The organism is Formicincola oecophyllae (assembly GCF_006542395.2).
Taxonomy (GTDB): Bacteria; Pseudomonadota; Alphaproteobacteria; order Acetobacterales; family Acetobacteraceae; genus Formicincola; species Formicincola oecophyllae.
In genome coordinates this window covers 1,442,171-1,464,326 of sequence record NZ_CP038231.1, presented here as the reverse complement: position 1 = coordinate 1,464,326, position 22,156 = coordinate 1,442,171, and the positions used below count along the sequence as shown (strand labels likewise).

Genomic DNA, 22,156 nt, shown 5'->3' with positions numbered 1-22,156 from the left:
TCGAGCGTGGGCGGGGCAAGGTTTCAAGGGTTTTAATGAGGGCGCTTAAACAGGTTCAGGCAGGATCTTGGGGGGCTCCCCCCTCTAGCTTGGCCAGCAGCGCGCTTGCTGCTTCGGTTTCAGCGGCGCGCTTGCTGCCCGCCACGCCTTCAGCGCGTTGACCGCCCCCGCGCACCTCAACGCGGAACACAGGTTTGTGAGAGGGCCCTTCAGAAGAGAGCACAACGTAATCCGGCAGTCCCTGGGCCTTGCCAAGGAGGTGCTCCTGCAAGCGTGTCTTGGGTTCCTTGTGGGGCTTCTTCTCCTCCTCCACATGGGTTTGCCAAAGCCGCCTGACAATGGAACGGGCTGGCTCAAGCCCCCCATCGAGGAACACAGCGCCCAGCAAAGCCTCCATGGCGTCAGCGCGCACGGTATCACGCTTGAGGACGCCTGCCTCCTCCTCATGGCTGGCCACGTGGAGGGCAGCTGGAAGGCCAATGGCGCTGGCGACCTCAGCCAGGACCGGGCGTGAGACCAGGTAGCCATGCCGGCCGCCAAGCGCCCCCTCCTGGTCCTGGGGGTGGCGTTCGAACAGCCATTGGGCCATCACCAGCCCCAAAACGCGGTCGCCTACAAATTCCAGGCGCTCGTTAGAGCCAGCGCCCTTTTGCTGGCCTTTGCGGTTGGCATGGCGCGAAAGGGCAGAACGGTGCGTCAGGGCCTCTTCAAAAAGGGCTGGGTTGCTGAAGCGGTAATCCAGCTTCCCAAGCAGTGCCTGGGCGGCTGCAGTGCGGTCTGCCATGGTCTCTCCTGCGGGGGTTCATGCTGGCCAGCCCCAGCAGGCCAGGGGCGGGTTCAGCCTGGGCATGGGCCTGACAGGCTGGCGCGTGGTGGGAATACGGGTTGTAGAATGTGGGGCACGCTACCTCAAGCGGCAAAGCCCCACCTGCCCCTTCAAGGGATGGGCTGGAAGAAGCGCCCCCAACGGATTTCAGAAGGCCAGTACCAGAATTCCCACGCAGGATGGTGCATGTCGACTGAAAACAGCACCAGCCGCGCCCGGCCCACCAGGTTCTGCATAGGCACAAAGCCCAAATCATGGCCTGTGGACTTCAAGTAGTCATTGCCTGGCGGGGCGGGGCACGCCCCGCTTTCGCGGCCGCCCTGAAAACGGCTATCGGCGCTGTCGTCACGGTCGTCCCCCATGAAGAAAACGCACCCTTGTGGCACCACATAGTCGGCTGTGTTGTTAGCCGCCCCACCGTCAGTGAGCTTGAGCACAGGGTGCTGCAGCGTTCCGCGCCCACGCGGCAGGTCTTCTGTGTAGACGGTGCCACTGAGCAACCGCCCTTGGTCGTCATGAACGCTGTAAGGCCCCACAGCCGTTGTAGCAACGGCGTGACCGTTGATGAACAGGCGCCCAGCGCGCATCTGCACATGGTCGCCAGGCAGGCCGATAGCGCGCTTGATGTAATCCACAGTTGGATCCTGAGTGTAGCGGAACACCACCACATCACCGCGTTGGGGCAGGCTGCCATCAAGCCGGCCCTTGAAGGCAGGCAGGTTGAACGGCATGGAATAACGCGACCAGCCATAGCTGTATTTGGTGGTGGCGATGTAGTCCCCAATCTGCAAAGTGGGAATCATGGAGGCAGAAGGGATAACGTAAGGCTGCACCACAAAGGTGCGCACCACCATGACAGCCGCCAAGATGACGGCCATTTGCACCAAGAAAAGCTTCCACTCCCCAGTAGGGTCCCGCATGGGGCTGGCCTTGGCGGCGTTCAAGGGGCCTTCTGGGGCTTGGGGGTTCTTCATAGGTGCTCCGCGCGGTTTTGCTCTATGCTCAATAGCGCAGATTGGCCCCTGCTGGGCAAGACTCAATCATGGCCGCCTCATGGCTGCGCTTTTCCTGGCCCTGGCCGCGCGCTCAAAACGCCTGGCGCAGCTGGGCGCTAGGCATAGCCTGGAGGATGACATGGGCCATAGCATAGTCGCCGTCATCGCTGATGCTCAGAAACAGCGCTGGTTCAAGGGTGGGGCCTGCCAAGGCTTGGGCACGTAGCTGTGCGGCCCCTGAAAGCACCAGCTGGGGTTGGCCACCAGGGGCGCGCGCAACGCCAACCTGGGCAGGGTGCACACCAGCAGCAAAACCGGTGCCCAACGCCTTGACGCACGCTTCCTTGGCGGCCCAGCGCTTGGCACAAGCAGCAGCCATGGCATGATCTGGCAAAGCCTGCAGGTGGGCCCGCTCCCCCTTTGTGAAAACCCGCTTGAGGAAAGCAGCCCCGTGGCGCTCCAGAACCACAGCCATGCGGGCGATTTGGCACAGATCCACCCCCGTGCCGATGATCTGCATAGGCTGGGGGGTGGGCAGAGGGTTCTGGAAAAGGCCGGTCCCTGCGGCTGTCATGCCCTTATCCTTTCAACCTGGGCCACACCTTGCGTCATGCGAAAGGCAGCGATCACGGTCTGCAACTGCTGGAGGTTACGCACCTCCAAATCAACGAGGATCTCCATAATGTCCGTCTGGCGGTTCAAGATGCGCAGATTGACGACACTGCCCCCATGGCGCGTGGCCAGGTTGGTCAGGGCGGCCAGAACGGCTGAATCGTTTTCCGCCACCACAGAAAGGCGCCCAACGTAACGCGGGGCTGCTGCACCGCTGTCGCCAAGGGCCTCCTGGTCCCAGTCCACCTCTAGGAAACGGCCTGGGGATTCAGCCATGGCTTCCAGGTTGCGGCAATCATGCTGGTGCACTGTTACGCCACGGCCCTGCGCGATGATGCCCACAATGCGGTCACCAGGCAGCGGGCGGCAGCAGCCAGCCATATGCACCTCCACCCCGCTGCCAATCCCCCTGAGGAACTCCCCAGCGCGCCGCTTGCTGGCGCCTGCCTCCCCCCCAGGCAGGCCTGGCACCACGCGCGGGGCTTTGCTGCGCTTTTTATAGTCTGGCTGCACAGCCAGGATGACATCCTGTGGCGCGATGCTGTTATTGCCAACAGCAGCATACAGATCGTCCAGGCTAGCCATGGGCAAAGCCCCTAAGGCCCCTTCAAGCACCTTGTCACTGACGGGGATGGCTTCCTGCCTGAAAACACGCACAAGGGTACTGCGCCCGTTGTCGATGGTAGCGCGGCGCTGCTGCAGTGCCACGAAGCGGCGTACGCGCGCGCGCGCCTTGCCTGTAACGAGGAACCGCTCCCAAGAGGGGGAGGGTTGGCTCCCCCTTGCTGTCATGATCTCCACCTGGTCGCCATTCTGCAAAGGCTGGCGCAGCGGCACCAAGCGCCCGTTGACCTTAGCGCCCACGCATGAATCGCCAACCTGGCTGTGCACAGCGTAGGCGAAATCAACCGGGGTGGCGCCGCGCGGCAGTGAAATCAGCTGCCCCTTGGGGGTGAAGCAGAATACCTGGTCCTGGTATAGCTCCAGCTTGGTGTTTTCCAAGAACTCCGCTGGGCCTTGGCTGTTCTCAAGGATGTCCAGCAGGTCCTGCACCCAGCGCATCCGCCCTGTGAGGGAGTCGTCCAGCCCACCGCCTTCCTTGTAGGCCCAGTGGGCAGCAACGCCGTTCTCCGCTTGAGCGTGCATGGCGTCCGTGCGGATCTGGACCTCGATTTTCTGGCTTTCAGTGCCATGCAGCGTCACGCCTGTGTGCAGCGACTGGTAGCCGTTATTCTTGGGCGTGGAGATGTAATCCTTAAAGCGTGTCGCAATCATGGGGTGTTGGCCATGGATCACACCCAGCGCCGCATAGCAGCTTACCCTGTCAGGCACGACAATGCGGAAGGCCATGATGTCAGAAAGCTGTTCAAACGCCACGTTGCGGCGCTTCATTTTCTCCCAGATGGAATAGGGGGACTTCTCCCGCCCGGTGACCTCCAGAACCTCCACGCCGGCCTTGCGGCATTCAGCAGCTAGCTCAGCGCGGATGCGCTCAATCATGCCAGCGCCCTGCCCGCGCAGGTAGTTGAGGCGCGCCCTGATGGTGGCGTCAGCCTCTGGCTCCACATTGGCGAAGGCGATGTCCTGGAGTTCGGTCTTCACCCTGTCCATGCCGATGCGCTCAGCCAAGGGGGCGTAAATGTCTAGTGTCTCACGGGCGATGCGCAGGCGGCGGCTTGTCTTGGTGACGAAATGCAATGTGCGCATGTTGTGCAGGCGGTCAGCCAGCTTGACGATCAACACGCGGATGTCGCGCGACATAGCCAGGACAAGCTTGCGGAAGTTCTCCGCCTGCTTGGTGCGGTCTGACTGCAACTCCAACCTGGTAAGCTTGGTAACGCCATCCACAATGGCTGCGCACTCAGCGCCAAAAAGCCCCTCAAGCTTTTTGAGGGTCAGGTTGGTGTCCTCCACCGTGTCATGGAGGAGCCCAACGATGATGGAGGTCGTGTCCATCCTGAAGCCCGCCAGGACATGGGCCACAGCTAGGGGGTGGGTGATGTAAGGGTCACCATTGTCGCGCTGCTGCCCCTCATGGGCCTGCACTGCCAGACCGTAAGCGCGCCTGACGGCTTCGAGGTCAGCTTCAGGGTTGTAGGCTGCGATTTTCTCCAGAAGGGGTTCGACAGCCAGCTCCAGCGCAGGCGCTTGCAGCCCGGCTGGGGGCTGGGCAGCGGGCTGGCCGCCTGAACCAGGCACCACAGTCAGCACAGGGGTTTGCGGCTCCTGCGCCATGGGAGGGGCCACAGGGTCTGGGGCAGATGGGCTGACTTCTGTGGAAAGGGCCGTGCCCAGGTCCTTGTGCCCGTTCAGCGCTTCAGCCATGGCACCAACCCTCCAAATACAGGCAAGCCACGCAACCCATGGCCTTGGGGTGGCGCCTCAGGACGTGGCGGTCAGCCGCGCGGCTCATCCATGTTCATGGCGGCCACTTCCTCCTCAGCGGAGACATCCTGTAGGCCGAAGATGTTCTGGTCAGTGGGGATGAGGTCCTGCACCTCCTCATCAGCGCTTTCAAGCTCAGGCTGGCGGCCGATGGAACGGATGATCCCCTCGCGCAGATTGTCGAGGCTAATGGTGCTGTCGGCGATTTCGCGCAAAGCCACAACCGTGTTCTTGTCGTTGTCGCGGGGGAGGGTCATTTCCTCGCCACGTGCCAGGCCACGGGCACGCCGCGCCGCCAGCAGGATGAGGTCAAAGCGGTTAGGGACTTTTTCAATGCAGTCTTCAACTGTCACGCGTGCCATGGTTCAATACCTCGTCTGTCATCTGCCCACGGGCGCCAAGCGTCACCTTGCCTGGGCCCCTTCAAGGGGGCACTGCCCAAAAAAACTTAAAACTGGTTGGGGTCAGGATAGCTCCCTAGAGTGCCACGGCGCAGGGGGGCCATGCAAGCACCACGTGCCTAACGGTGCCATCGCCACCTTGACCACTTAGGTCAAAAGCCTTAGATTCAGGACAGTGGCGGTGCTGATTTCAGCCAGGCCACACGCATCAGGAGATTTCCCTATGGCTTTCGTGCTCCCCCCCCTTCCCTTCGCCTACAACGCCCTGGCCAGCAAGGGCATGTCTCCGGACACCCTTTATTTCCACCACGACAAGCACCATGCTGGCTATGTCAACACCCTTAATGGCCTGGTAGAGAAGAACCCAGCCCTGCAGGGCAAAAGCCTTGAGGAGCTTATCAAGCTTTCTGCCAAGGACCCCGCCATGACGCCTGTGTTCAACAACGCTGGCCAGGTGTGGAACCACAACATGTTCTGGGAGAGCATGTCACCTGAAGGTGGGCGCATCCCCGCTGCCCTTGAGAAGAAAATCATCGCTGACTTCGGCTCTGTTGAGAATTTCAAGAAAGAGTTCAAGGCCGCCGCTGGCGCGCAGTTCGGCTCTGGCTGGGTGTGGCTGGTGCAGCAGCCTGACGGCAAGCTTGCCATCACCCGTACCCCCAACGCTGCCAGCCCCATCTCAGAAGGCCACGGTAAGCCTTTGCTGGCCATGGATGTGTGGGAGCACGCCTACTACCTGGACTTCCAGAACCGCCGCCCAGACTTCACAGGCAACTGGCTGGACAAGCTGGCTGATTACGAAGCAGCTGAACGCCGCATGAACGGCTGAGTGCATCTTGGCTGCTGGCCGTGGCTGCAGGCACGGGCGCGCTGAACGGCCGCCCTGTGCGCCATGGCCCCCATGAGAGAAGGGCCGCCCCTGTGCAGGGACGGCCCTTTTCCATGGCCTGTTTTCAGGGTTACGCAGGCAGCAGGTGCCAGCTGTACCGTCGAGCCCTGCTCCAAAGCTTCTCAGCCATCATTAGCGGGGGCCTCTGGGGGGATGACGGTGTTAATGGTGGAACGCAGCACTTTAACGCGCACATTGGGGGCGATCTCCACATCAATGTCCTGCGCGCCTTCAGTGGCGTTGCGCACCACACCCACAACGCCGCCTGCCGTCACAATGCGGTCGCCCCGTTTCAAGCCAGCCTGCTGGGCGCGCAGTTGCTGCTGCTTGACGCGCTGCGGGCGCAGGATCAGGAAATAGAACACCACGAAAATCAGGATGATAGGCACATAGCCCATCAGCGCACCCGTATCGAAGCCCCCCGTGGTGGCGCCAGCGGCGTAAGCGGGAGTGGCAAGGAATGAAATCATGTTGAAGCCGTCCTGATGGAAGGGCGTTTGACACGCCACGCTGCAATAAAACCAGTTGAAACGGGGTGAACTTAACCTCCCCCGGCGCTACGTCAAAGGGGCCATGCCCAGCCCTTTGGCTTTCACAAGCCGGCAGGGGTGCCTGCCTGCGCCCAGGCGGGGCCCAGAACGCCCTGGCGCACCACCACTCATCAACGCCCCAAAGCTGAGGAAGCGACAATGCCCCACCCCACCAACCAACACCCCAAACCCCAGCCCACTAACCGGCGTACCCTTTTGGTGGTGGCAGCCGTTCTGGTGAATGACCACAACGAGGTTCTGCTGGCCACCAGGCCCGCTAGCAAATCCCATGCCGGGCTGTGGGAGTTCCCAGGGGGCAAGGTGGAACAGAACGAATCACCAGAAGAGGCCCTGTGCCGGGAACTGCGCGAAGAGCTGGGCCTCAGCGCTAAGCCTAGCCAATGCGTGCCCTTCAGGTTTGTGAGTGAGGATTGCGGGCCCTTTCACCTGCTCATGGCTGTGTTCATCCTGCGCGCCTGGGAAGGCACCCCCCAAGGGCTGGAAGGCCAGCAGCTGCGCTGGGTCGCGCCTGCTGAACTGCCCGCCCACGCCATGCCAGCGCCAGATGAACCCCTCATCGCCCCCCTCCAGGCTTTTCTGGCCAAGGGATGATTCTGGCCAGTAAGGCGATAAGGAGGCGCCCCAACGCGCACTAGCCCTGTACTAAGGGGCAATCAATTCTGGGCCCTGGGGTGGGCAAAACGCCTTTCAGCGCCAGGTGCCAGGCGGGGCTTCTTGGGCAGCGCCTGGGCGGGCCAGACTTTCACCAGCCACATTCACTGCATCTTCGGGGTGGGGCGGCACGATAACGCGGCTGACCAATGTCTCATCCTCATGCCGGGGGTTGAAGCGGAACTGCCCCTGGGGCACGCCAGCCACGTCACTGCGGAAAGCGAACACGCCGCCAGCCTGCGGTTCCTTGGCCAGTTGCGCCTCACTCAGCCCGCGCCGCGCCGTGGTGACGAAGGCAGTCTTGAGGTCGTCACCGCCAAAGGCGATCTTCGTCACATTGGTGACGGGCATGGGGATGGAAGGTAGCGCCTGGCCATCAGGCCTGAAACGCGCAATGCGCCCACCACCCCACAGGCCGCACCAAAGGTTGCCTTCGCAATCGGTGACGATGCCGTCTGGGTAGCCGTGGTCAAGCTGGGCGAACAGGCGCTTGTTATGCAGCGTTCCATCCGGCGTCTTGTCAAAGACATAGATTTTGCGCGCTGGGCTGTCGCACACGTAAAGGAAGCGCCCATCGGGGGAGACGGTCGGCCCGTTGGAGACGACATAGCCCGTGTCGCAGCAGGTGATGGCGATTTTGCCATCCACTTCCGCAACGCGGTAAATGGCGCCGCTTGGGTGGCGTTCCCAATCATCCATGGTGCCGAACCAGATGCGGCCTTGCCTGTCCACGCAGCCATCGTTGAGGCGGTTACCCTCCTGCCCCGGCGTGATGACACACAAATGCGAAAAGCCACCTGTAGCAGGGTCAAAGCTGTGCAAACCATCGCGCATACCAGCCAGGAACGTGCCCCCCTCCACCGGCAGCAGGAAACCCACAGGCCCAGGTGCCACCCATTCCCGGCAGGCGCCCGTGGCTGGGTGGTAGCGGTAAAGGCGGCAACCCTTGATGTCTGTGAAGTAAAGCCGTTGCGTTTCAGGAACCCAAATGGGCCCTTCACCAAGTTGGGCCTTGATGTCGAACAGGCAACGGGGGGTGGAATCAAGTGCATCCAGGGGCAGCAGGGGGGGCAGGGGCATGTTTGCTCCGTTTCTCAGGTACGGCCCGGACCGCGTGGGCAGGGACAGCGTCTTCCTCTGTAGTAACGTTAAATTTTATGACGCCACAACCTAAGCGAGACTGGCCTTCACCTGCCACATGATTTTACCATGACCTGAAGCGGGACTTGCCCCCAACCCGCGCCCGACAGCGCTTGAAGGCAATTCTTAAATAATTCTTTTCACCAAACCAACTCAAGATCCAACAAAACCACCAGCAGTCAGGAAGGCCCCATGACAACACCCACCAGCAACCCCCAACCACAGAAGGCAGCCTTCATCGTCATTGGCAGTGAACTCCTCAGTGGGCGTGTCCATGACGTGAACATCCCTGTGCTGGCAACCGCCCTGGGCCGCCACGGCATCGACTTGGAGGAGGTGCGCATCATCCCCGATGACCGCAAACGCATCGTGGAAGCTGTGCAGGACGCCCGCGCCCGCTACGACCAGGTGTTCACCGGGGGCGGCATTGGCCCCACCCATGACGACATCACTGCATCCTCCGTGGCGGAAGCTTTTGGCGTGCCTTTGGTCCTTGACCAGGAAAGCGACCGCAAGCTGCAGGCGCTCTCCAAACCAGGCACCTACAATGCGGCCAGGCGCAAAATGGCCATGCTGCCCCAAGGCGCCAAGGTGATAGAGAACAGCGTCTCCACTGCGCCTGGCTTCAGCCTGGGTAATGTCCATGTCCTGGCTGGGGTGCCCAGCGTCTTCAAAGCCATGGTGGCCTGGCTGGTGCCACGCCTGCCCCAAGGGGCGCCTGTGCGAACTGTGGGCTGGCAGGCCAACGGCATCCAGGAAGGCGACCTGGCCCAGGCCCTGACAGAGGCCCAGCAGCGCTTCCCCACGGTGGAGCTGGGCTCCTACCCCCTCGACCGCTGGGGGAAAGGGCAGGCCAACACTGACGGCGCCCAACAACCCACAGTCGCCCTGACAGCCAAGGGGCGCGATCCCAAAGCCCTTGAGGAAGCCTCCAAGGCGTTGGCCATCATCATCCGCAACCTGGCTGCAGAGCCATTGCCCCTTTGAATTCCCCTTGAACGAACGGCCCCCTGAACGCACCAGCCACGCCAGCTGCCCCAGCGCTTGGGTGCAGTTCCTTTCAGCCTGAGCAACGAGGGGAAACTAAAAACCCTGGCTGGAGCCAGGGCTTGGCAGGGCGGGGGCAGTCCAAACAGGCGCCACCCTGGTTTGGCGCCCAAGGTCCCCTAGGCTGAGGCGTTTTAAGGGCGCGTCATGCCGAGGAAGCGTTCACGCCTGCGCCCAATGCGCTCATCGCGTGGTTGGTCTGCCAAGGTGTGGAGCTCTTCCTCAAGGGCCTGGCCCACACGTTCCATAGCGTTCTGGCGGTCGCGCTGGGCGCCGCCCAGGGGTTCAGGGATGATGCGGTCAATCAGGCCCAGCTTTTTCAAATCCTGTGCAGTCAGCTTCAAAGCCTCAGCAGCACTAGGGGCGAGCTTGGGATCGCGCCACAGAATGCTGGCCGCCGCCTCAGGGGAGATGACGGAGTAGATGGCGTGCTCCAGCATCAGCACACGGTCAGCCGCAGCCAGGGCAATGGCCCCGCCTGAACCACCCTCCCCAATCACCACAGCGATGGTTGGCACATCCAGCCCCAACTCAACGTCAATAGAACTGGCAATGGCCTGGGCTTGGCCGCGGGCTTCAGCGTCAATCCCAGGCCAGGCGCCGGCCGTGTCCACAAAACTGATGAGGGGAAGGTTGAAGCGCGCCGCCAATTTCATCAAACGCTGCGCCTTGCGGTAACCTTCAGGGCGCGCCATGCCAAAATTGTGCTTAAGGCGGCTTTCGGTGTCAGCGCCACGCTCCGTGCCCAGCACAACAACGCTGCGCCCTTTGAAGCGCGCCAACCCACCAATCAGGGCCTGGTCATCACCAAAGGCCCTGTCACCTGCCAACGGCACGAAATCCGTCATCAAGGCCTTGATGTAATCAAGCGCATGGGGGCGCTGGGCATGGCGCGCCACCTGCACCTTCTGGTGCGGGGTCAGCTTGCTGTAGACAGCACGCAGGCGTTTGGCCGCCTTGTCTGAAAGACGGCTGATCTCCTCATCAATGCCAAGCTCACCATTGCTGGGGCTGGCTAGGGCGGCATCGGATTGGCCGACCCGCCGCAACTCGTCAATCTTGGTTTCAAGTTCGGCGATTGATTTTTCGAAATCGAGAAACTGGCGCATGCGGTGCAGTTAGCACGCCCGCCCTGGCCTGGGAAGCAGCCCTGAATGGTCAGGGCCCCTCATCCTGCACAGCGCTAAGCGGGGTGCCCTTCCAAATGGGGGTTGTTTTGCTTGGGACGGCACCTGGGTGCTTCAAGGGGCACCTGGGCCAGGTGAAAGGGGGGATTAGCGCGCTGGCGCTGGGGGCAAAGCAGGCAGCCCCTCTGCAGCGGGCAGTTTTGACGGCGCCTGCGCAGCGCTAGGCGCAACCGCACCACCTGCTGGAGCGTTGCTTTGGCTGCCTTGCCCGCTTTGGCCAATGGTGGGCAGCGCAACCCCCACCCCAAGGCCATTGGCATTGCCTGGCAGGGGCACATCCTGCGTCACGGCCTCAGGGGCGGGGGCAGGGGCTGCGGCCAAGTACCACGCCCCCCCGCACAGGGCCGCGCACACCACCAGGAAACCCAGAAGCAGAACTTTGGACCGACTGGAAGAATTCGTCATCAACACGCTCCATAATGCCCTGCTGCAGGGCGCTTTGCACATGGTAGGCAGGGCATGTTCAGCTGAACATGCCCCCACCTCTGGGATGAAGGGAGGGCAGGCAACCCAAACCACCCGCACAGACTGGCTGGCGCAGGATAGACGTTCCTTTCATTCACTGTGAAGGGTTGGTATGGAAAACCCATGACCGCCCCTTGTCCGCCTGCCTCTCTGCAGCGTCCCGCCCCCATAGGGCCAACGTCCCAAGCCACCCAAGCCTCCATTGTGCTGGTGGGGATGATGGGCGCTGGCAAAAGCACCGTTGGCCGCCACTTGGCCCAACAGCTGGACTGCCCCTTTGCTGATGTGGACAGGGAAATAGAACGCGCGGAACAATGCAGCGTTGCTGACATCTTCGCCCAAAGGGGGGAGGGCGCCTTCAGGCACCTCGAGCGTGTGACCATCAAGCGCCTTCTTAAAAGCGCCCCAGCAGGGGGGGTGCAGGTCATCGCCTTAGGCGGGGGCGCCTGGGCGCAGCCGGAAGTCCGCCACATGGTACGCGCAACCCCCCATTGCCGCAGCGTGTGGCTGCAGGCGGACCCGGCAACGCTTCGTCAGCGTGTTGCCAAGCAACAACCCACACGCCCCCTCTTGGCGGGTACTGACCCTGAAGCTGCCCTAGAGTGCCTTCTTGCCCAACGCGCAGCGGCCTATGGGGAAGCGGAGATCCACCTGCCAGCCCAGGGGGGGGTGGAACAGATCCTGGCAGCGCTTTTGGCCAAGCTGGCTGACCACCCCCTCATGCCACCCCTGCCGCCCATCCCTGGCACGCCTTGACACCTTTGAGACAACCCTTGGGCCACCTGCCATGAACAACCCCTCCACCGCTCAGCAACCCCTTTGCGTTCACGTCAAAGGCCTGGCAGCTGATTATGACATCCTCACAGGCCAAGGCCTTCTGCAGCGTGGGGCGGAGCACATCATCCCCCACATGAAAGGGGGCCACGGCGTCATCATCACAGATGAGAACGTCGCCCCCCTGCACCTGGAAACCCTCCTGGAGAGTTTCCAGGCCCACGCCAAAGCCCACCCAAAGGCCAAACCAGTCCGGCTAGATGTCCTCACCGTGCCGGCAGGGGAACGCAGCAAAAGCCTCAGCCGTTATGGGCACGTCATGGACAGCCTCCTGGCGCTGGGCATAGACCGCCGCACCACCATCCTGGCGCTTGGTGGTGGAGTCGTGGGGGATTTGGCCGGATTTGTGGCGGCCACGGCTTTGCGGGGACTGCCCTTCATTCAGTTGCCCACAACGCTGCTTTCGCAGGTGGACAGTTCAGTGGGCGGCAAGACCGGCCTCAACGCGGCTGCAGGCAAAAACCTAATTGGCGCTTTTTGGCAGCCGCAGCTTGTCCTGGCCGATTCGGACACCCTGGCCACCCTGCCTGAGCGTGAGCTCAAGGCAGGCTACGGGGAAATCGTCAAAAGCGGCCTGGCAGGGGACAAAGCCCTGTTTGAATGGTGCGAGGCCAACGGCGCTGGCGTCGTAGCGGGCGACCCCACCCTTCTGGCGGAGGCCGTGCGGCGCACCTGCACTTTCAAGGCGCGCATCGTCAGCGCTGATGAGCATGAACGTAACGAGACGACAGGCCGCGCCCTTCTCAACCTAGGGCACACGTTCGGCCACGCTTTCGAGACAGCCCAGCACCATGAAGGCGCCTTACTGCATGGGGAGGCCGTGGCGCTTGGCCTGTGCCAAGCCATGGCCCTGGCCGTTCTCCGGGGCAGCGCAACGGAAGAGGAAAAACAGCGCGTCACGCGCCATTTGGCCCAAACAGGCCTGCCCACCACAGCCCAGGAACTTCCAGGCGACCATGGTGCACCTTCTATTGAGGTCCTGCTGCACCACATGACGCGCGACAAAAAGGCCCGTGATGGCAAAGCCGCCTTCGTAGTGCCGCATGGCCTGGGCGCTAGCCAGCTGGAGCGCACCGTTACAACGGCGGAAATCAGGCAGGTTCTGCTGGCCACAGGGTGCGCCTGACCAAACGGCCCTTAACACCACGGCTTTACCAAGGCTTATCTGGGAAGGGCGCTACGATCCCCTTCAGAATCACCCAGGGCTGCCCTTTGGTGCGCAAGGGTTGGGGGAGGGGTTATCATTACGTCTTGGTCATGTTGGGCACTAGGCGGCTTTGCAAGGCGCAAACAACCTGGCCCTGCTGAAAACGGCGGCAAACAGCCGCAAAAGCCACCAAGAAACCCCATGACCTCCTTCAAATCTGTGGCTTTTATGCCACCATCCCCCCAACACCCCGTTCAAAGACGCAAGTTCCCCTTCCTATCGGGGGAAGGGGTGGGGTAGAACAAACTCAGCTTTCGCCGGTCGTGCAGCACCTGCACATCAGCACATTCCGTGTCCGGTGATTTGGCTGACCGCAACTGTTAACGAAGGACGAGCAAGAATGCGTCTCCGCACCGCGCTTCTCTCCATGGGTTCGATGGCCGCCCTGCCGTCGCTCGCCATGGCCAGCACGATCACCGGCCCGTACATCGACGTCGCTGGTGGGTATGACTATACCCAGAACCAGACTGTCGATGGCCTGCACAGCAAGCCTGGCAAGCCCCAGGGCCAGTCACATGGTCACGAACACCTCCGCATGGGCGATGGCTGGACTGGCTATGGCGCTGTGGGTTGGGGCTTCGGCAACGGCCTGCGCGCTGAAGTCGAAGGCACCTACGCCATGACTTACGCCGACCATGGCTCGGGCCATGGCTGGCAGCAGAGCATGGGTCAGTGGAATGGCCGCCACGGCATGAAGGGTTCCGCCCAGAGCTACGGTGGCTTCGTCAATGTCCTTTATGACATCGACCTTGCCCAGTTCGGCCTGAACGGCATGCCCTTCACTCCGTTCGTTGGTATCGGCGCTGGCTACCTGTTCCAGGATTACCACATCCACGCCAAGAACAACAACGGCGGCCCCAACAACGTGTTCATGCACCAGGGCGGTTCTGGCTCCTTCGCTGGCCAAGCCATCGTCGGTGCCGCTTGGGACACCCCCATCACCGGCCTGGCTGTGACCACCCAGTACCGCTTCGTGGCCCAGACGGGTTCCCACACGGGCGTTTCCATGGGCCACTACCGCGCTGGCGGCAACCCTGCCCGCCACAACAACATCGTGAACGTTGGCGAACGCTACAGCCACCGCTTCATGCTGGGCCTGCGCTACGCGTTTGACAACGCTCCCCCGCCGCCGCCGCCCGCCCACGTGGTTGTTCCGCCTGCCCCTCAGGCTGCGCGCACCTACCTGGTCTTCTTTGACTGGAACAGCGCCCGTCTGACCCAGCGCGCTAAAGAGATCGTGGCCCAGGCAGCTCAGGCTTCCACCCACGTTCAGACCACGCGCATTGAGTGCAACGGTTACACTGACAACTCCCAGGCCCCTGGCCCCCGTGGCGTTGCCTACAACAACAAGCTCTCCGTCCGCCGCGCTGAAAGCGTGAAGGCCGCCCTGATCGCTGATGGTGTTCCTGCCAACATCATCGACATCCACGGCTACGGTGAGTCTCACCCCCTGGTGCCCACAGGCCCCAACACCCGTGAGCCCCAGAACCGCCGCGTGGAAATCATCCTGCGCTAATCCGCAGCTGATCCCGCAAGCCTCCCCCTTATTGGGGTAGGCACGGTTGAGAGACGTTCTTCGGAGCGTCTCTTTTTTTATGGGCTTTTCAAGCGCTCCCACGGGTTTCACTTTTTGCTTCAGCGCCACCTTGCCAACCACCATGGCCAGGTTTCCTTTCAAGGCGCCCCCTCGATACCCAACAGATTCCCTGGTTTCTCAGGCTGTTTTAACGTCAGCCTAGCTGAAACATTTTCATGGACCCTGTTATGGGATAGTTAAAACCTTCCCCCATTTTCCTTAGACGGCATGGCGATCTATTTATGACAGGCACCAGTACCAACGATATCCGCGCGGCGTTTCTGAATTACTTCCAGGACCGTGGCCACCAGATCCTGCCTTCCGCTTCCCTGGTGCCGCAGAATGATCCCACGCTTTTGTTCACCAATGCTGGCATGGTGCCGTTCAAGAACATTTTCACAGGCCAGGAGGAACGCCCCTACAAGCGTGCCACCACAGCCCAGAAGGTCGTGCGCGCTGGCGGTAAGCACAACGACCTGGACAATGTTGGCTACACAGCCCGCCACCACACGTTCTTTGAGATGATGGGCAATTTCAGCTTTGGTGACTATTTCAAAGCTGAGGTGATTGAGTTCGCTTGGAAGCTCCTCACCACCGATGGGTTCGGCCTCAACCCTGAAAAGCTACTGGTCACCGTCTATGCTGAGGATGAGGAGGCTGCCAGCCTTTGGCGCAAAATCGCTGGCCTTTCCGACAACCGCATCATCCGCATACCCACCTCTGACAATTTCTGGCGCATGGGCGACACAGGGCCGTGCGGTCCTTGCTCAGAGATTTTCTATGACCACGGGCCAGAGGTGGCTGGCGGCCCCCCTGGCAGCCCTGATGAGGATGGCGACCGCTTTGTCGAGATCTGGAACCTTGTGTTCATGCAGTATCTTGAAACAGCCCAGGGCCGCAGCAACCTGCCACGCCCCTCCATTGACACCGGCATGGGGCTGGAGCGCTTCGCGGCCGTCATGCAGGGCAAGCGCGACAATTACGACACCGATACCTTGCGCGCCTTGATTGAGGCCTCTGCCGAACTCATGCACCAGGATGCTGACGGGCGTTTCAAAACCAGCCACCGCGTGGTGGCCGACCATCTGCGCTCCACCGCTTTCCTCATCGCTGATGGCGTCCTGCCTTCGCGTGAAGGGCGCGGCTACGTCCTGCGCCGCATCATGCGCCGCGCCATGCGCCACCTGCACATGATGGGCGCCAACCAGCCTGTGTTCTACCGCTTGCTACCTGCCCTGATTAGCGAAATGGGCCAAGCCTACCCAGAGCTGGAGCGCCACCGCGCCCTCATCACCGAAACCATGAAAGGTGAGGAGGAGCGCTTCGCCGCCCTGTTGGGCCGTGGCATGGCCCTGCTTGACGATGAGCAGGCCAAGCTGGCCAGCGGCGCACATTTGCCAGGCGATGTCGCCTTCAAGCTTTACGACACCTTTGGCTTCCCTCTGGATCTTACCCAAGACGTCCTGCGTGAGCGCGGCCACGCTGTGGATGTGGAGGGCTTTGAGAACGCCATGGCTGAACAGCGCCAACGCGCCCGTGCAGCCTGGGCTGGCTCTGGCGACACAGCTGTGGAGGGGCACTGGTTTGACGTGCGCGACCGCCTGGGCGCCACGGAGTTCCTGGGTTATGGCACAGAGCAAGCCAGCGCCCGCGTTGAGGCGGTGTTCGATGGCGCTGACGAGCTGGCCGAAATCGGCCCTGGGCGTGATGTCACCATCGTCCTCAACCAGACCCCGTTCTACGCTGAAAGTGGCGGCCAAGTTGGCGACACAGGTCACTTAGTCAATGAAGCTGAAGGGGTAGAGGTGGAAATCACCGACACCCAGAAACAGGCTGATGATCTGGTGGTGCACCATGGCCGCGTGACCAAGGGCGTCCTGCAGCCAGGCATGGCTGTGGAGGCGCGCATTGATAGCAAGCGCCGCCAAGCCATCCGCGGCCACCATTCAGCCGCCCACTTGCTCCATGCGGCCCTGCGCCGGGAGCTGGGCGAGCATGTCACCCAGAAAGGCAGCCTCAACGCGCCAGAGCGCCTGCGCTTTGACATCAGCCAGCCACGCCCCCTGACAGCAGATGAACTGCGCAATGTGGAACGTGAGGTCAACCGCCTCATCCGCGCCAATGGTGCGGTTGAAACGCGCTTGATGAGCCGTGATGAGGCCGTGGCTGAAGGCGCCATGGCCCTGTTTGGCGAGAAATACGCTGATGAGGTGCGCGTGGTCTCCATGAAAGACGGCGCAACGGGGGAGGAAGTCTATTCCGTTGAGCTGTGCGGTGGTACCCATGTGAACCAGCTTGGTGAGATCGGCCTGTTCCGCATCCTGTCAGAAAGCGGCGTGGCTGCTGGCGTGCGCCGCATTGAAGCCGTTTGTGGCGCTGCTGCTGAACAAACCGTGCAGGAGAATGAGGCGCGCTTGGCTGAGGTCGCTGGCCTTCTCAAAGTTGGCCCGGCGGAACTGGCTGAACGCGTGCAGAAACTCCTTGAAGAGCGCAAGGCGCTGAACAGCCAACTGGCCCAGCTGCAGCAGAAAATGGCGCTTGAAGGCAAAGCGGAACAGGTTGGGGATGTCACACTCCACCTGCGCAACCTGGCTGACATGAACCCCAAGGAATTACGCCCCTTGGCTGAAGCCATCCTGCGCAGCAAAGGGGAGGGCATCGTGGCGCTGGTTTCAGGCGCAGGTGGCAAAGGCAGTGTCGTCATCGCCGTCAGCCCAGCTTTGCAGGAACGTTTCAACGCTGTGGAGCTGGTGCGCAAAGCTGCTGGCCTGATGGGTGGCAAAGGGGGCGGTGGGCGCCCTGACATGGCCCAGGCAGGCGGTCCCAATCCAGCAGCGGAAGCCATTTTCGCCATGCTACGCCAGGAAGCTGCCCAGCAGTGACCAGCGCTGCTACCTGACCACGTCCGCTTAAAGCGCACCACCAGAAGCCTGCATGTCACCACGGTGGCGTGCAGGCTTCTGACCTTTAAACCCCTAGAAAAGAGAGGATTGGTCATTGAACCGCCATGATAGGCTGCCATAATCAGCACTACGTTAATGCTGATTGATGACGAAAGGAGGTTCCCCATGGCTTTCAACCGCTCCACCATGATTGAACTGCTTGAAGGTGTGCGCACGTTTGAGCAGGACGTCTACCCTGAAAAAGAGCAGCTGTTCCGCAACCTGGCCTACCACCAAAACCCCGCGACACTGTTCATCACCTGCGCTGACAGCCGCATCAGCCCCCCCATGATCACCCAGACGGAACCAGGGGAGCTTTTCCTCATCCGCAATGTCGGCAACATCGTGCCGGCCTATGGCATCAACATCGGTAGCACCAGTTCAGCCATTGAATATGCGGTCGCCGTTCTCAAGGTGAAGAACATCATCATCTGCGGCCACTCCAACTGCGGCGCCATGAGCGCCCTAATGGACCTGGACTCGCCCAAAATGCGCAAGCTTTCCACCATCCGCCGCTGGCTGTGCAACGCAGAGGCAGCCCGCGCTAGCCTGGTGGACATTGACCCAGAACACCCCACGCCAGAGATGATCCGGGCCTTGACGGAAGCCAATGTGCGCCTGCAACTGGCGCACCTGCGCACCCACCCCTCTGTGGCAGCAGCGTTGGCACGCCGGGAACTGGCCATTGAAGGATGGTACTACGACATCCCCAATGGGCGCCTGAGGGTGTTGGACCTGCTTGAGGACAGCACCATCAGCGTTGACGAGGCCATCCGGGAGCTGCGTGAGCAGCAAAGCGATAGCGCCAACGCGCCTGCCATCAGTGGGCACATCTGCCACCCCCATGATCACCACGGCCACCGCTGAGGCAGCCAAGCTTTTTGGCGCCCTTGGGAAGGGTGGATAAGCCATGGGCCCAGGCAAAGTGAAAAAAAGCCTGCACAAACGTCAGTACGGTCTGATTGGGGCTGTGCTGGCGCTTGCGACTGTGGCTGTGGCCACTGGGCCTTTCACTGCCTCTGCGGTGGCAGTGCCTGGCAGGCCTGATGAAAGGGGCGTGAAAATCGCCACTTGGAACGTTGATTGGCTGGCCACACCAGGAGAGGCCCAGGCATACCACCTGCCAGACGACATCCCCCACCGCACCCAGCATGATTGGGAACGCCTGCGCCATTACGCCAGCAAATTGCACGCTGACATCGTGGTGCTGGAGGAAGTGGGAAGCGCCGCTGACGTCTGGGCGCTTTTCAACCAGGGTGAATGGTGGCTTTTCATGCCGCGCCACACCACTGGCCAGAATGTGGCCATTCTGGTGCGGCGCGGTGTTGGCCTGCAACCGCAACAGCTTGGGGATGTAGAGGCGCTTGGTCGGAACCCTGAAGGCACCCACCCTTTGCGCCCTGGGGTCGTGGTGCAGGTGGGCGGTATGGCTGGCGGCTTCACCGTGCTGGGCGTCCATCTCAAGGCGGGGTGCCCTGGCAGCGTGCGCACGCGCTCCAACAAGGCCTGCGCTGTGTTGGAACGCCAGTTCAGGGTGCTGGCCCAATGGGCGCTGGGGCAACAGGCCCAAGGCCAGGGATGGGTCATGGCAGGTGATTTCAACCGCCGCCTGGCATGGGGTGACCCGTTGCTGGCCCCTTTGGCGGCTGGCCCGCTGAAACTGACCACCGCCGGCATGGCTAGCCCTTGCCGCCAGGGGGAGCGCTTCATTGACCACATCATTCTGGGTGGCGCCATGGCTGGGCGCCTGAAGCCTGGCAGTCAACGCGTCATGCTTTACCGTGACGACCCACCAGGGGCAGCAGGTGGCCTTTCAGACCATTGCCCGCTTTCCGCCAAGCTGCTGCCAGCACCCGCTGCGCTAGCTGGCCTTGAGGCCACACCACCTTGAAGGCGTTATGCGCGCAAGGGGCCCACGCTGAAAGGGCCCTTTCAGGCCTGCTCCATACCAATCTGCTTGATATCATGGAACGTCAGCTCCGGGTTGGTCTCCATGGCGCGGTTCATCATGAAGGCTGAGCTAGCCAGCAGGACCGGGTCACCGTCTAGGTCGTCAGCCATGGAGGAGCGATTGGCAGCCTCGAACCTTTCCAGCGCCTCCTGCGGGCCCTTGACCCAGCGCGCCACCGTGAAGGGGGTGCTTTCAAACCCCACAGGCACGCCATATTCAGCTTTGAGGCGGCTTTGCAGGACATCAAGCTGCAGCGTGCCGACAACGCCCACGATGGGCAAGGCGCCATCCTGGGGCCTAAACAGCTGCACAACGCCTTCCTCAGCTAGCTCCACCAAAGCATTGCGCAGCTTCTTGGCCTTCATGGCGTCATCCAGGCGCACGCGGCGCAGAATTTCCGGGGCGAAGTGGGGCACGCCTGTAAAGCGGATCTCCTCCCCCTCTGTCAAAGTGTCGCCAATGCGCAATGTGCCGTGGTTGGGAATGCCCACAACGTCACCACCATAGGCCTCCTCAACCAATTGGCGATTCTGGGCGAAGAAGAACTGCGGCGTGTGCAGGGCGAACTGCTTGCCTGATCGGATGTGGCGCAGGCGCATCCCCCGCGCCAGCTTGCCTGAGCAGATGCGCGCAAACGCCATGCGGTCGCGGTGGTTGGGGTCCATGTTGGCTTGGATCTTGAACACAAGCGCCGTCAACCCTTCCTCAGCCGCTTGGACAGGGCGGGTCTCTGTTGGTTGGGAGCGTGGCGCAGGCCCAATTTCTACCAAAGCGTCTAGAAGGTCAGTGACGCCAATCTCCTTCATGGCGGAACCAAAATAGACGGGCGTTAACGTGCCTTGGTCGAAGGCCTCCTGGTTGAAGGCGGGCAGAACGCCCGCCAGTTCCACCTCCTCCTCCATCAGGGCCAGGCGCTCGTCCCCCTCTGGCACGGGCTGGACAAGGTTGAGCTTGCCGTGGCGCAAATCGTACGTGCCAGCAAAAGTGGCGGCGCGCCCCACTGGCCACGTGGCTGGGGAGACGTCCAGCGCCAGGGTTTCGGCGATTTCGTCCAGCAATTCAAAGCTGTCCTGGGCTTCCCTGTCCATTTTGTTGATGAAGGTGATGATGGGGATGTCGCGCAGGCGGCAGATCTCAAAAAGCTTGCGCGTGCGGGCCTCAATGCCCTTGGCGGCGTCAATCACCATCACGGCGCAGTCAACGGCGGTCAGCGTGCGGTAGGTGTCTTCAGAGAAGTCCTCATGGCCAGGCGTGTCCAACAGGTTGAACACGCACCCCCCGTATTCAAACGTCATCACGGAGGTGACAACGGAAATGCCACGGTCGCGCTCAATGCTCATCCAGTCAGAACGTGTGCGGCGGCGTTCGCCCTTGGCGCGCACATTGCCCGCCATTTGGATGGCGCCGCCAGCGCGCAGCAGGCGCTCTGTGAGGGTGGTTTTGCCAGCGTCAGGATGGGAAATAATGGCAAATGTGCGCCGGCGCTTCACTTCCTGCCCCAGGGCCTCTGAAAGGGGTGGGGCGGTCTGGGTGCTGTCAGCGGTCATGGAATGCGGTTCTCCCTGTTCAGCGCTGGCACCATGGGCCAGGCGCCACCGGGTTTGAGGTCACGTTCAGGGGTCCTTAGCATAGTGCCAAGGTCAGCCCGCCAAACGCCAGAACGCCGGGCAGCTGCCAGCCACCCGGCGCCAAGGCCGGTGCAGGACCATGCCGCCTTGGCATGGCCTGCTCCTTTCAGTCCAAGTGTCCAGGCAGGACCAGGCCTGCCCGGCCCCTCATCAGCGAGAGTAGAACTCAACCACGAGGTTTGGTTCCATCTGAACAGGGTAAGGCACATCTGAAAGCTGCGGAACGCGCAGGTAGGTGCCCTTCATCAGGCGGTGGTCAACTTCCATGTAATCAGGCACGTCGCGTTCCGGATTCTGGACGGCGTCAAGCACGATGGCCAGCTGCTTGTCCTTGTCGCGGATCTCGATCACGTCACCTTCCTTAACCAGGTAGGAAGGGATGTTGACGCGCTTGCCGTTGACGCGGATATGGCCATGGTTGACGAACTGGCGGGCCGCGAAAGGAGTCAGCGCGAACTTGAGGCGGTAGACGACAGCGTCCAGACGGCGCTCCAGAATCCCGATGAGGTTCTCGGAGGTGTCGCCCTTGCGGCGCACGGCCTCATCATAATAGCGGCGGAACTGCTTCTCGCCGATGTTGCCGTAATAGCCTTTGAGCTTCTGCTTGGCCATCAGCTGGATGGAATAGTCAGAAGGCTTCTGGCGGCGGCGCTGACCATGCTGGCCAGGGCCATATTCACGGCGGTTGACCGGTGACTTGGCGCGGCCCCACAGGTTGACGCCAAGACGGCGGTTAATCTTGAACTTGCTTTCAAGGCGTTTTGACAAGGGTTGTTCCCCTATTGTGCATCAGGCCACCTTTGCCTGACCGGCAGGGGGCCGTTTTGTTGGGCCGGTAGTTCAGCCCCGCTTCGTGCGGGCCTGACGGA

At 61.8% G+C, this 22,156-nt stretch carries 20 protein-coding genes; 9 read left to right on the top strand and 11 right to left on the bottom strand.

Annotated elements, in window-relative coordinates; genetic code table 11:
* Nucleotides 1-55: 55 nt before the first annotated feature.
* From rnc to rpoZ, 5 genes are all read right to left on the bottom strand, one after another.
* A complete protein-coding gene (rnc, locus tag E3E12_RS06520) occupies nucleotides 56-784 on the bottom strand; it encodes a ribonuclease III (protein ID WP_141443589.1) in 729 nt (242 codons plus the stop codon).
* Nucleotides 785-936: 152 nt separating this feature from the next.
* Nucleotides 937-1,746, bottom strand: coding sequence for a signal peptidase I (gene lepB, locus E3E12_RS06515; protein ID WP_141443588.1), 810 nt, complete (start codon nucleotides 1,744-1,746; stop codon nucleotides 937-939).
* 166 nt (nucleotides 1,747-1,912) lie between these two features.
* Nucleotides 1,913-2,395, bottom strand: coding sequence for a holo-ACP synthase (gene acpS / locus E3E12_RS06510; RefSeq protein WP_240810462.1), 483 nt, complete (start codon nucleotides 2,393-2,395; stop codon nucleotides 1,913-1,915).
* Complete coding sequence (locus E3E12_RS06505; protein ID WP_141444145.1) at nucleotides 2,392-4,668, bottom strand: RelA/SpoT family protein; 2,277 nt, start codon at nucleotides 4,666-4,668, stop codon at nucleotides 2,392-2,394. Before E3E12_RS06505 ends, acpS begins: the two co-directional genes overlap by 4 nt.
* A gap of 161 nt (nucleotides 4,669-4,829) precedes the next feature.
* Nucleotides 4,830-5,180, bottom strand: a complete 351-nt coding sequence (rpoZ, locus tag E3E12_RS06500; protein ID WP_141443587.1) for a DNA-directed RNA polymerase subunit omega — start codon at nucleotides 5,178-5,180, stop codon at nucleotides 4,830-4,832.
* A 262-nt stretch (nucleotides 5,181-5,442) separates the two neighbouring features.
* Between rpoZ and E3E12_RS06495 the strand changes: the two genes are divergently transcribed.
* Nucleotides 5,443-6,048, top strand: a complete 606-nt coding sequence (locus E3E12_RS06495; RefSeq protein WP_141443586.1) for a superoxide dismutase — start codon at nucleotides 5,443-5,445, stop codon at nucleotides 6,046-6,048.
* Between the two features lie 182 nt (nucleotides 6,049-6,230).
* On the opposite strand, the gene yajC is transcribed toward E3E12_RS06495, so the two are convergent.
* The gene (gene yajC, locus E3E12_RS06490) at nucleotides 6,231-6,578 is read right to left on the bottom strand and encodes a preprotein translocase subunit YajC (RefSeq protein WP_141443585.1); all 348 of its coding nucleotides are present in this window, start codon (nucleotides 6,576-6,578) and stop codon (nucleotides 6,231-6,233) included.
* Nucleotides 6,579-6,797: 219 nt separating this feature from the next.
* Here yajC and E3E12_RS06485 point away from each other — a divergent pair, with 219 nt between their 5' ends.
* Complete coding sequence (locus E3E12_RS06485) at nucleotides 6,798-7,250, top strand: (deoxy)nucleoside triphosphate pyrophosphohydrolase (protein ID WP_141443584.1); 453 nt, start codon at nucleotides 6,798-6,800, stop codon at nucleotides 7,248-7,250.
* Nucleotides 7,251-7,346: 96 nt separating this feature from the next.
* Here E3E12_RS06485 and E3E12_RS06480 read toward each other — a convergent pair whose 3' ends face one another.
* A complete protein-coding gene (locus tag E3E12_RS06480; RefSeq protein ID WP_141443583.1) occupies nucleotides 7,347-8,390 on the bottom strand; it encodes an SMP-30/gluconolactonase/LRE family protein in 1,044 nt (347 codons plus the stop codon).
* Nucleotides 8,391-8,642: 252 nt separating this feature from the next.
* Between E3E12_RS06480 and E3E12_RS06475 the strand changes: the two genes are divergently transcribed.
* On the top strand, nucleotides 8,643-9,437 hold the full coding sequence (locus E3E12_RS06475) for a competence/damage-inducible protein A (protein ID WP_141443582.1): 795 nt from the start codon (nucleotides 8,643-8,645) through the stop codon (nucleotides 9,435-9,437).
* Nucleotides 9,438-9,631: 194 nt separating this feature from the next.
* Here E3E12_RS06475 and E3E12_RS06470 read toward each other — a convergent pair whose 3' ends face one another.
* Both E3E12_RS06470 and E3E12_RS06465 read right to left on the bottom strand, forming a co-directional pair.
* On the bottom strand, nucleotides 9,632-10,606 hold the full coding sequence (locus E3E12_RS06470; protein WP_141443581.1) for an acetyl-CoA carboxylase carboxyltransferase subunit alpha: 975 nt from the start codon (nucleotides 10,604-10,606) through the stop codon (nucleotides 9,632-9,634).
* 165 nt (nucleotides 10,607-10,771) lie between these two features.
* On the bottom strand, nucleotides 10,772-11,089 hold the full coding sequence (locus E3E12_RS06465; protein WP_141443580.1) for a hypothetical protein: 318 nt from the start codon (nucleotides 11,087-11,089) through the stop codon (nucleotides 10,772-10,774).
* A gap of 183 nt (nucleotides 11,090-11,272) precedes the next feature.
* Between E3E12_RS06465 and E3E12_RS09050 the strand changes: the two genes are divergently transcribed.
* The 6 genes from E3E12_RS09050 (at nucleotide 11,273) to E3E12_RS06435 (ending at nucleotide 19,599) form a co-directional block, all read left to right on the top strand.
* On the top strand, nucleotides 11,273-11,905 hold the full coding sequence (locus E3E12_RS09050) for a shikimate kinase (protein WP_141443579.1): 633 nt from the start codon (nucleotides 11,273-11,275) through the stop codon (nucleotides 11,903-11,905).
* Between the two features lie 31 nt (nucleotides 11,906-11,936).
* Nucleotides 11,937-13,109: a 3-dehydroquinate synthase gene (gene aroB / locus E3E12_RS06455; RefSeq protein WP_168194328.1), complete on the top strand. Its 1,173-nt coding sequence runs from the start codon at nucleotides 11,937-11,939 to the stop codon at nucleotides 13,107-13,109.
* A gap of 421 nt (nucleotides 13,110-13,530) precedes the next feature.
* Nucleotides 13,531-14,706 (top strand): OmpA family protein, encoded by a 1,176-nt coding sequence (locus E3E12_RS06450; RefSeq protein WP_141443577.1) that lies wholly within the window; start codon nucleotides 13,531-13,533, stop codon nucleotides 14,704-14,706.
* A gap of 302 nt (nucleotides 14,707-15,008) precedes the next feature.
* A complete protein-coding gene (gene alaS / locus E3E12_RS06445) occupies nucleotides 15,009-17,648 on the top strand; it encodes an alanine--tRNA ligase (RefSeq protein WP_141443576.1) in 2,640 nt (879 codons plus the stop codon).
* Nucleotides 17,649-17,834: 186 nt separating this feature from the next.
* A complete protein-coding gene (locus tag E3E12_RS06440; protein ID WP_141443575.1) occupies nucleotides 17,835-18,575 on the top strand; it encodes a carbonic anhydrase in 741 nt (246 codons plus the stop codon).
* A gap of 43 nt (nucleotides 18,576-18,618) precedes the next feature.
* Nucleotides 18,619-19,599, top strand: coding sequence for an endonuclease/exonuclease/phosphatase family protein (locus tag E3E12_RS06435; protein WP_141443574.1), 981 nt, complete (start codon nucleotides 18,619-18,621; stop codon nucleotides 19,597-19,599).
* Between the two features lie 41 nt (nucleotides 19,600-19,640).
* On the opposite strand, the gene E3E12_RS06430 is transcribed toward E3E12_RS06435, so the two are convergent.
* On the bottom strand, nucleotides 19,641-21,206 hold the full coding sequence (locus E3E12_RS06430) for a peptide chain release factor 3 (protein WP_141443573.1): 1,566 nt from the start codon (nucleotides 21,204-21,206) through the stop codon (nucleotides 19,641-19,643).
* A gap of 231 nt (nucleotides 21,207-21,437) precedes the next feature.
* Nucleotides 21,438-22,055, bottom strand: a complete 618-nt coding sequence (rpsD, locus tag E3E12_RS06425; protein WP_141443572.1) for a 30S ribosomal protein S4 — start codon at nucleotides 22,053-22,055, stop codon at nucleotides 21,438-21,440.
* Nucleotides 22,056-22,156 lie beyond the last annotated feature (101 nt).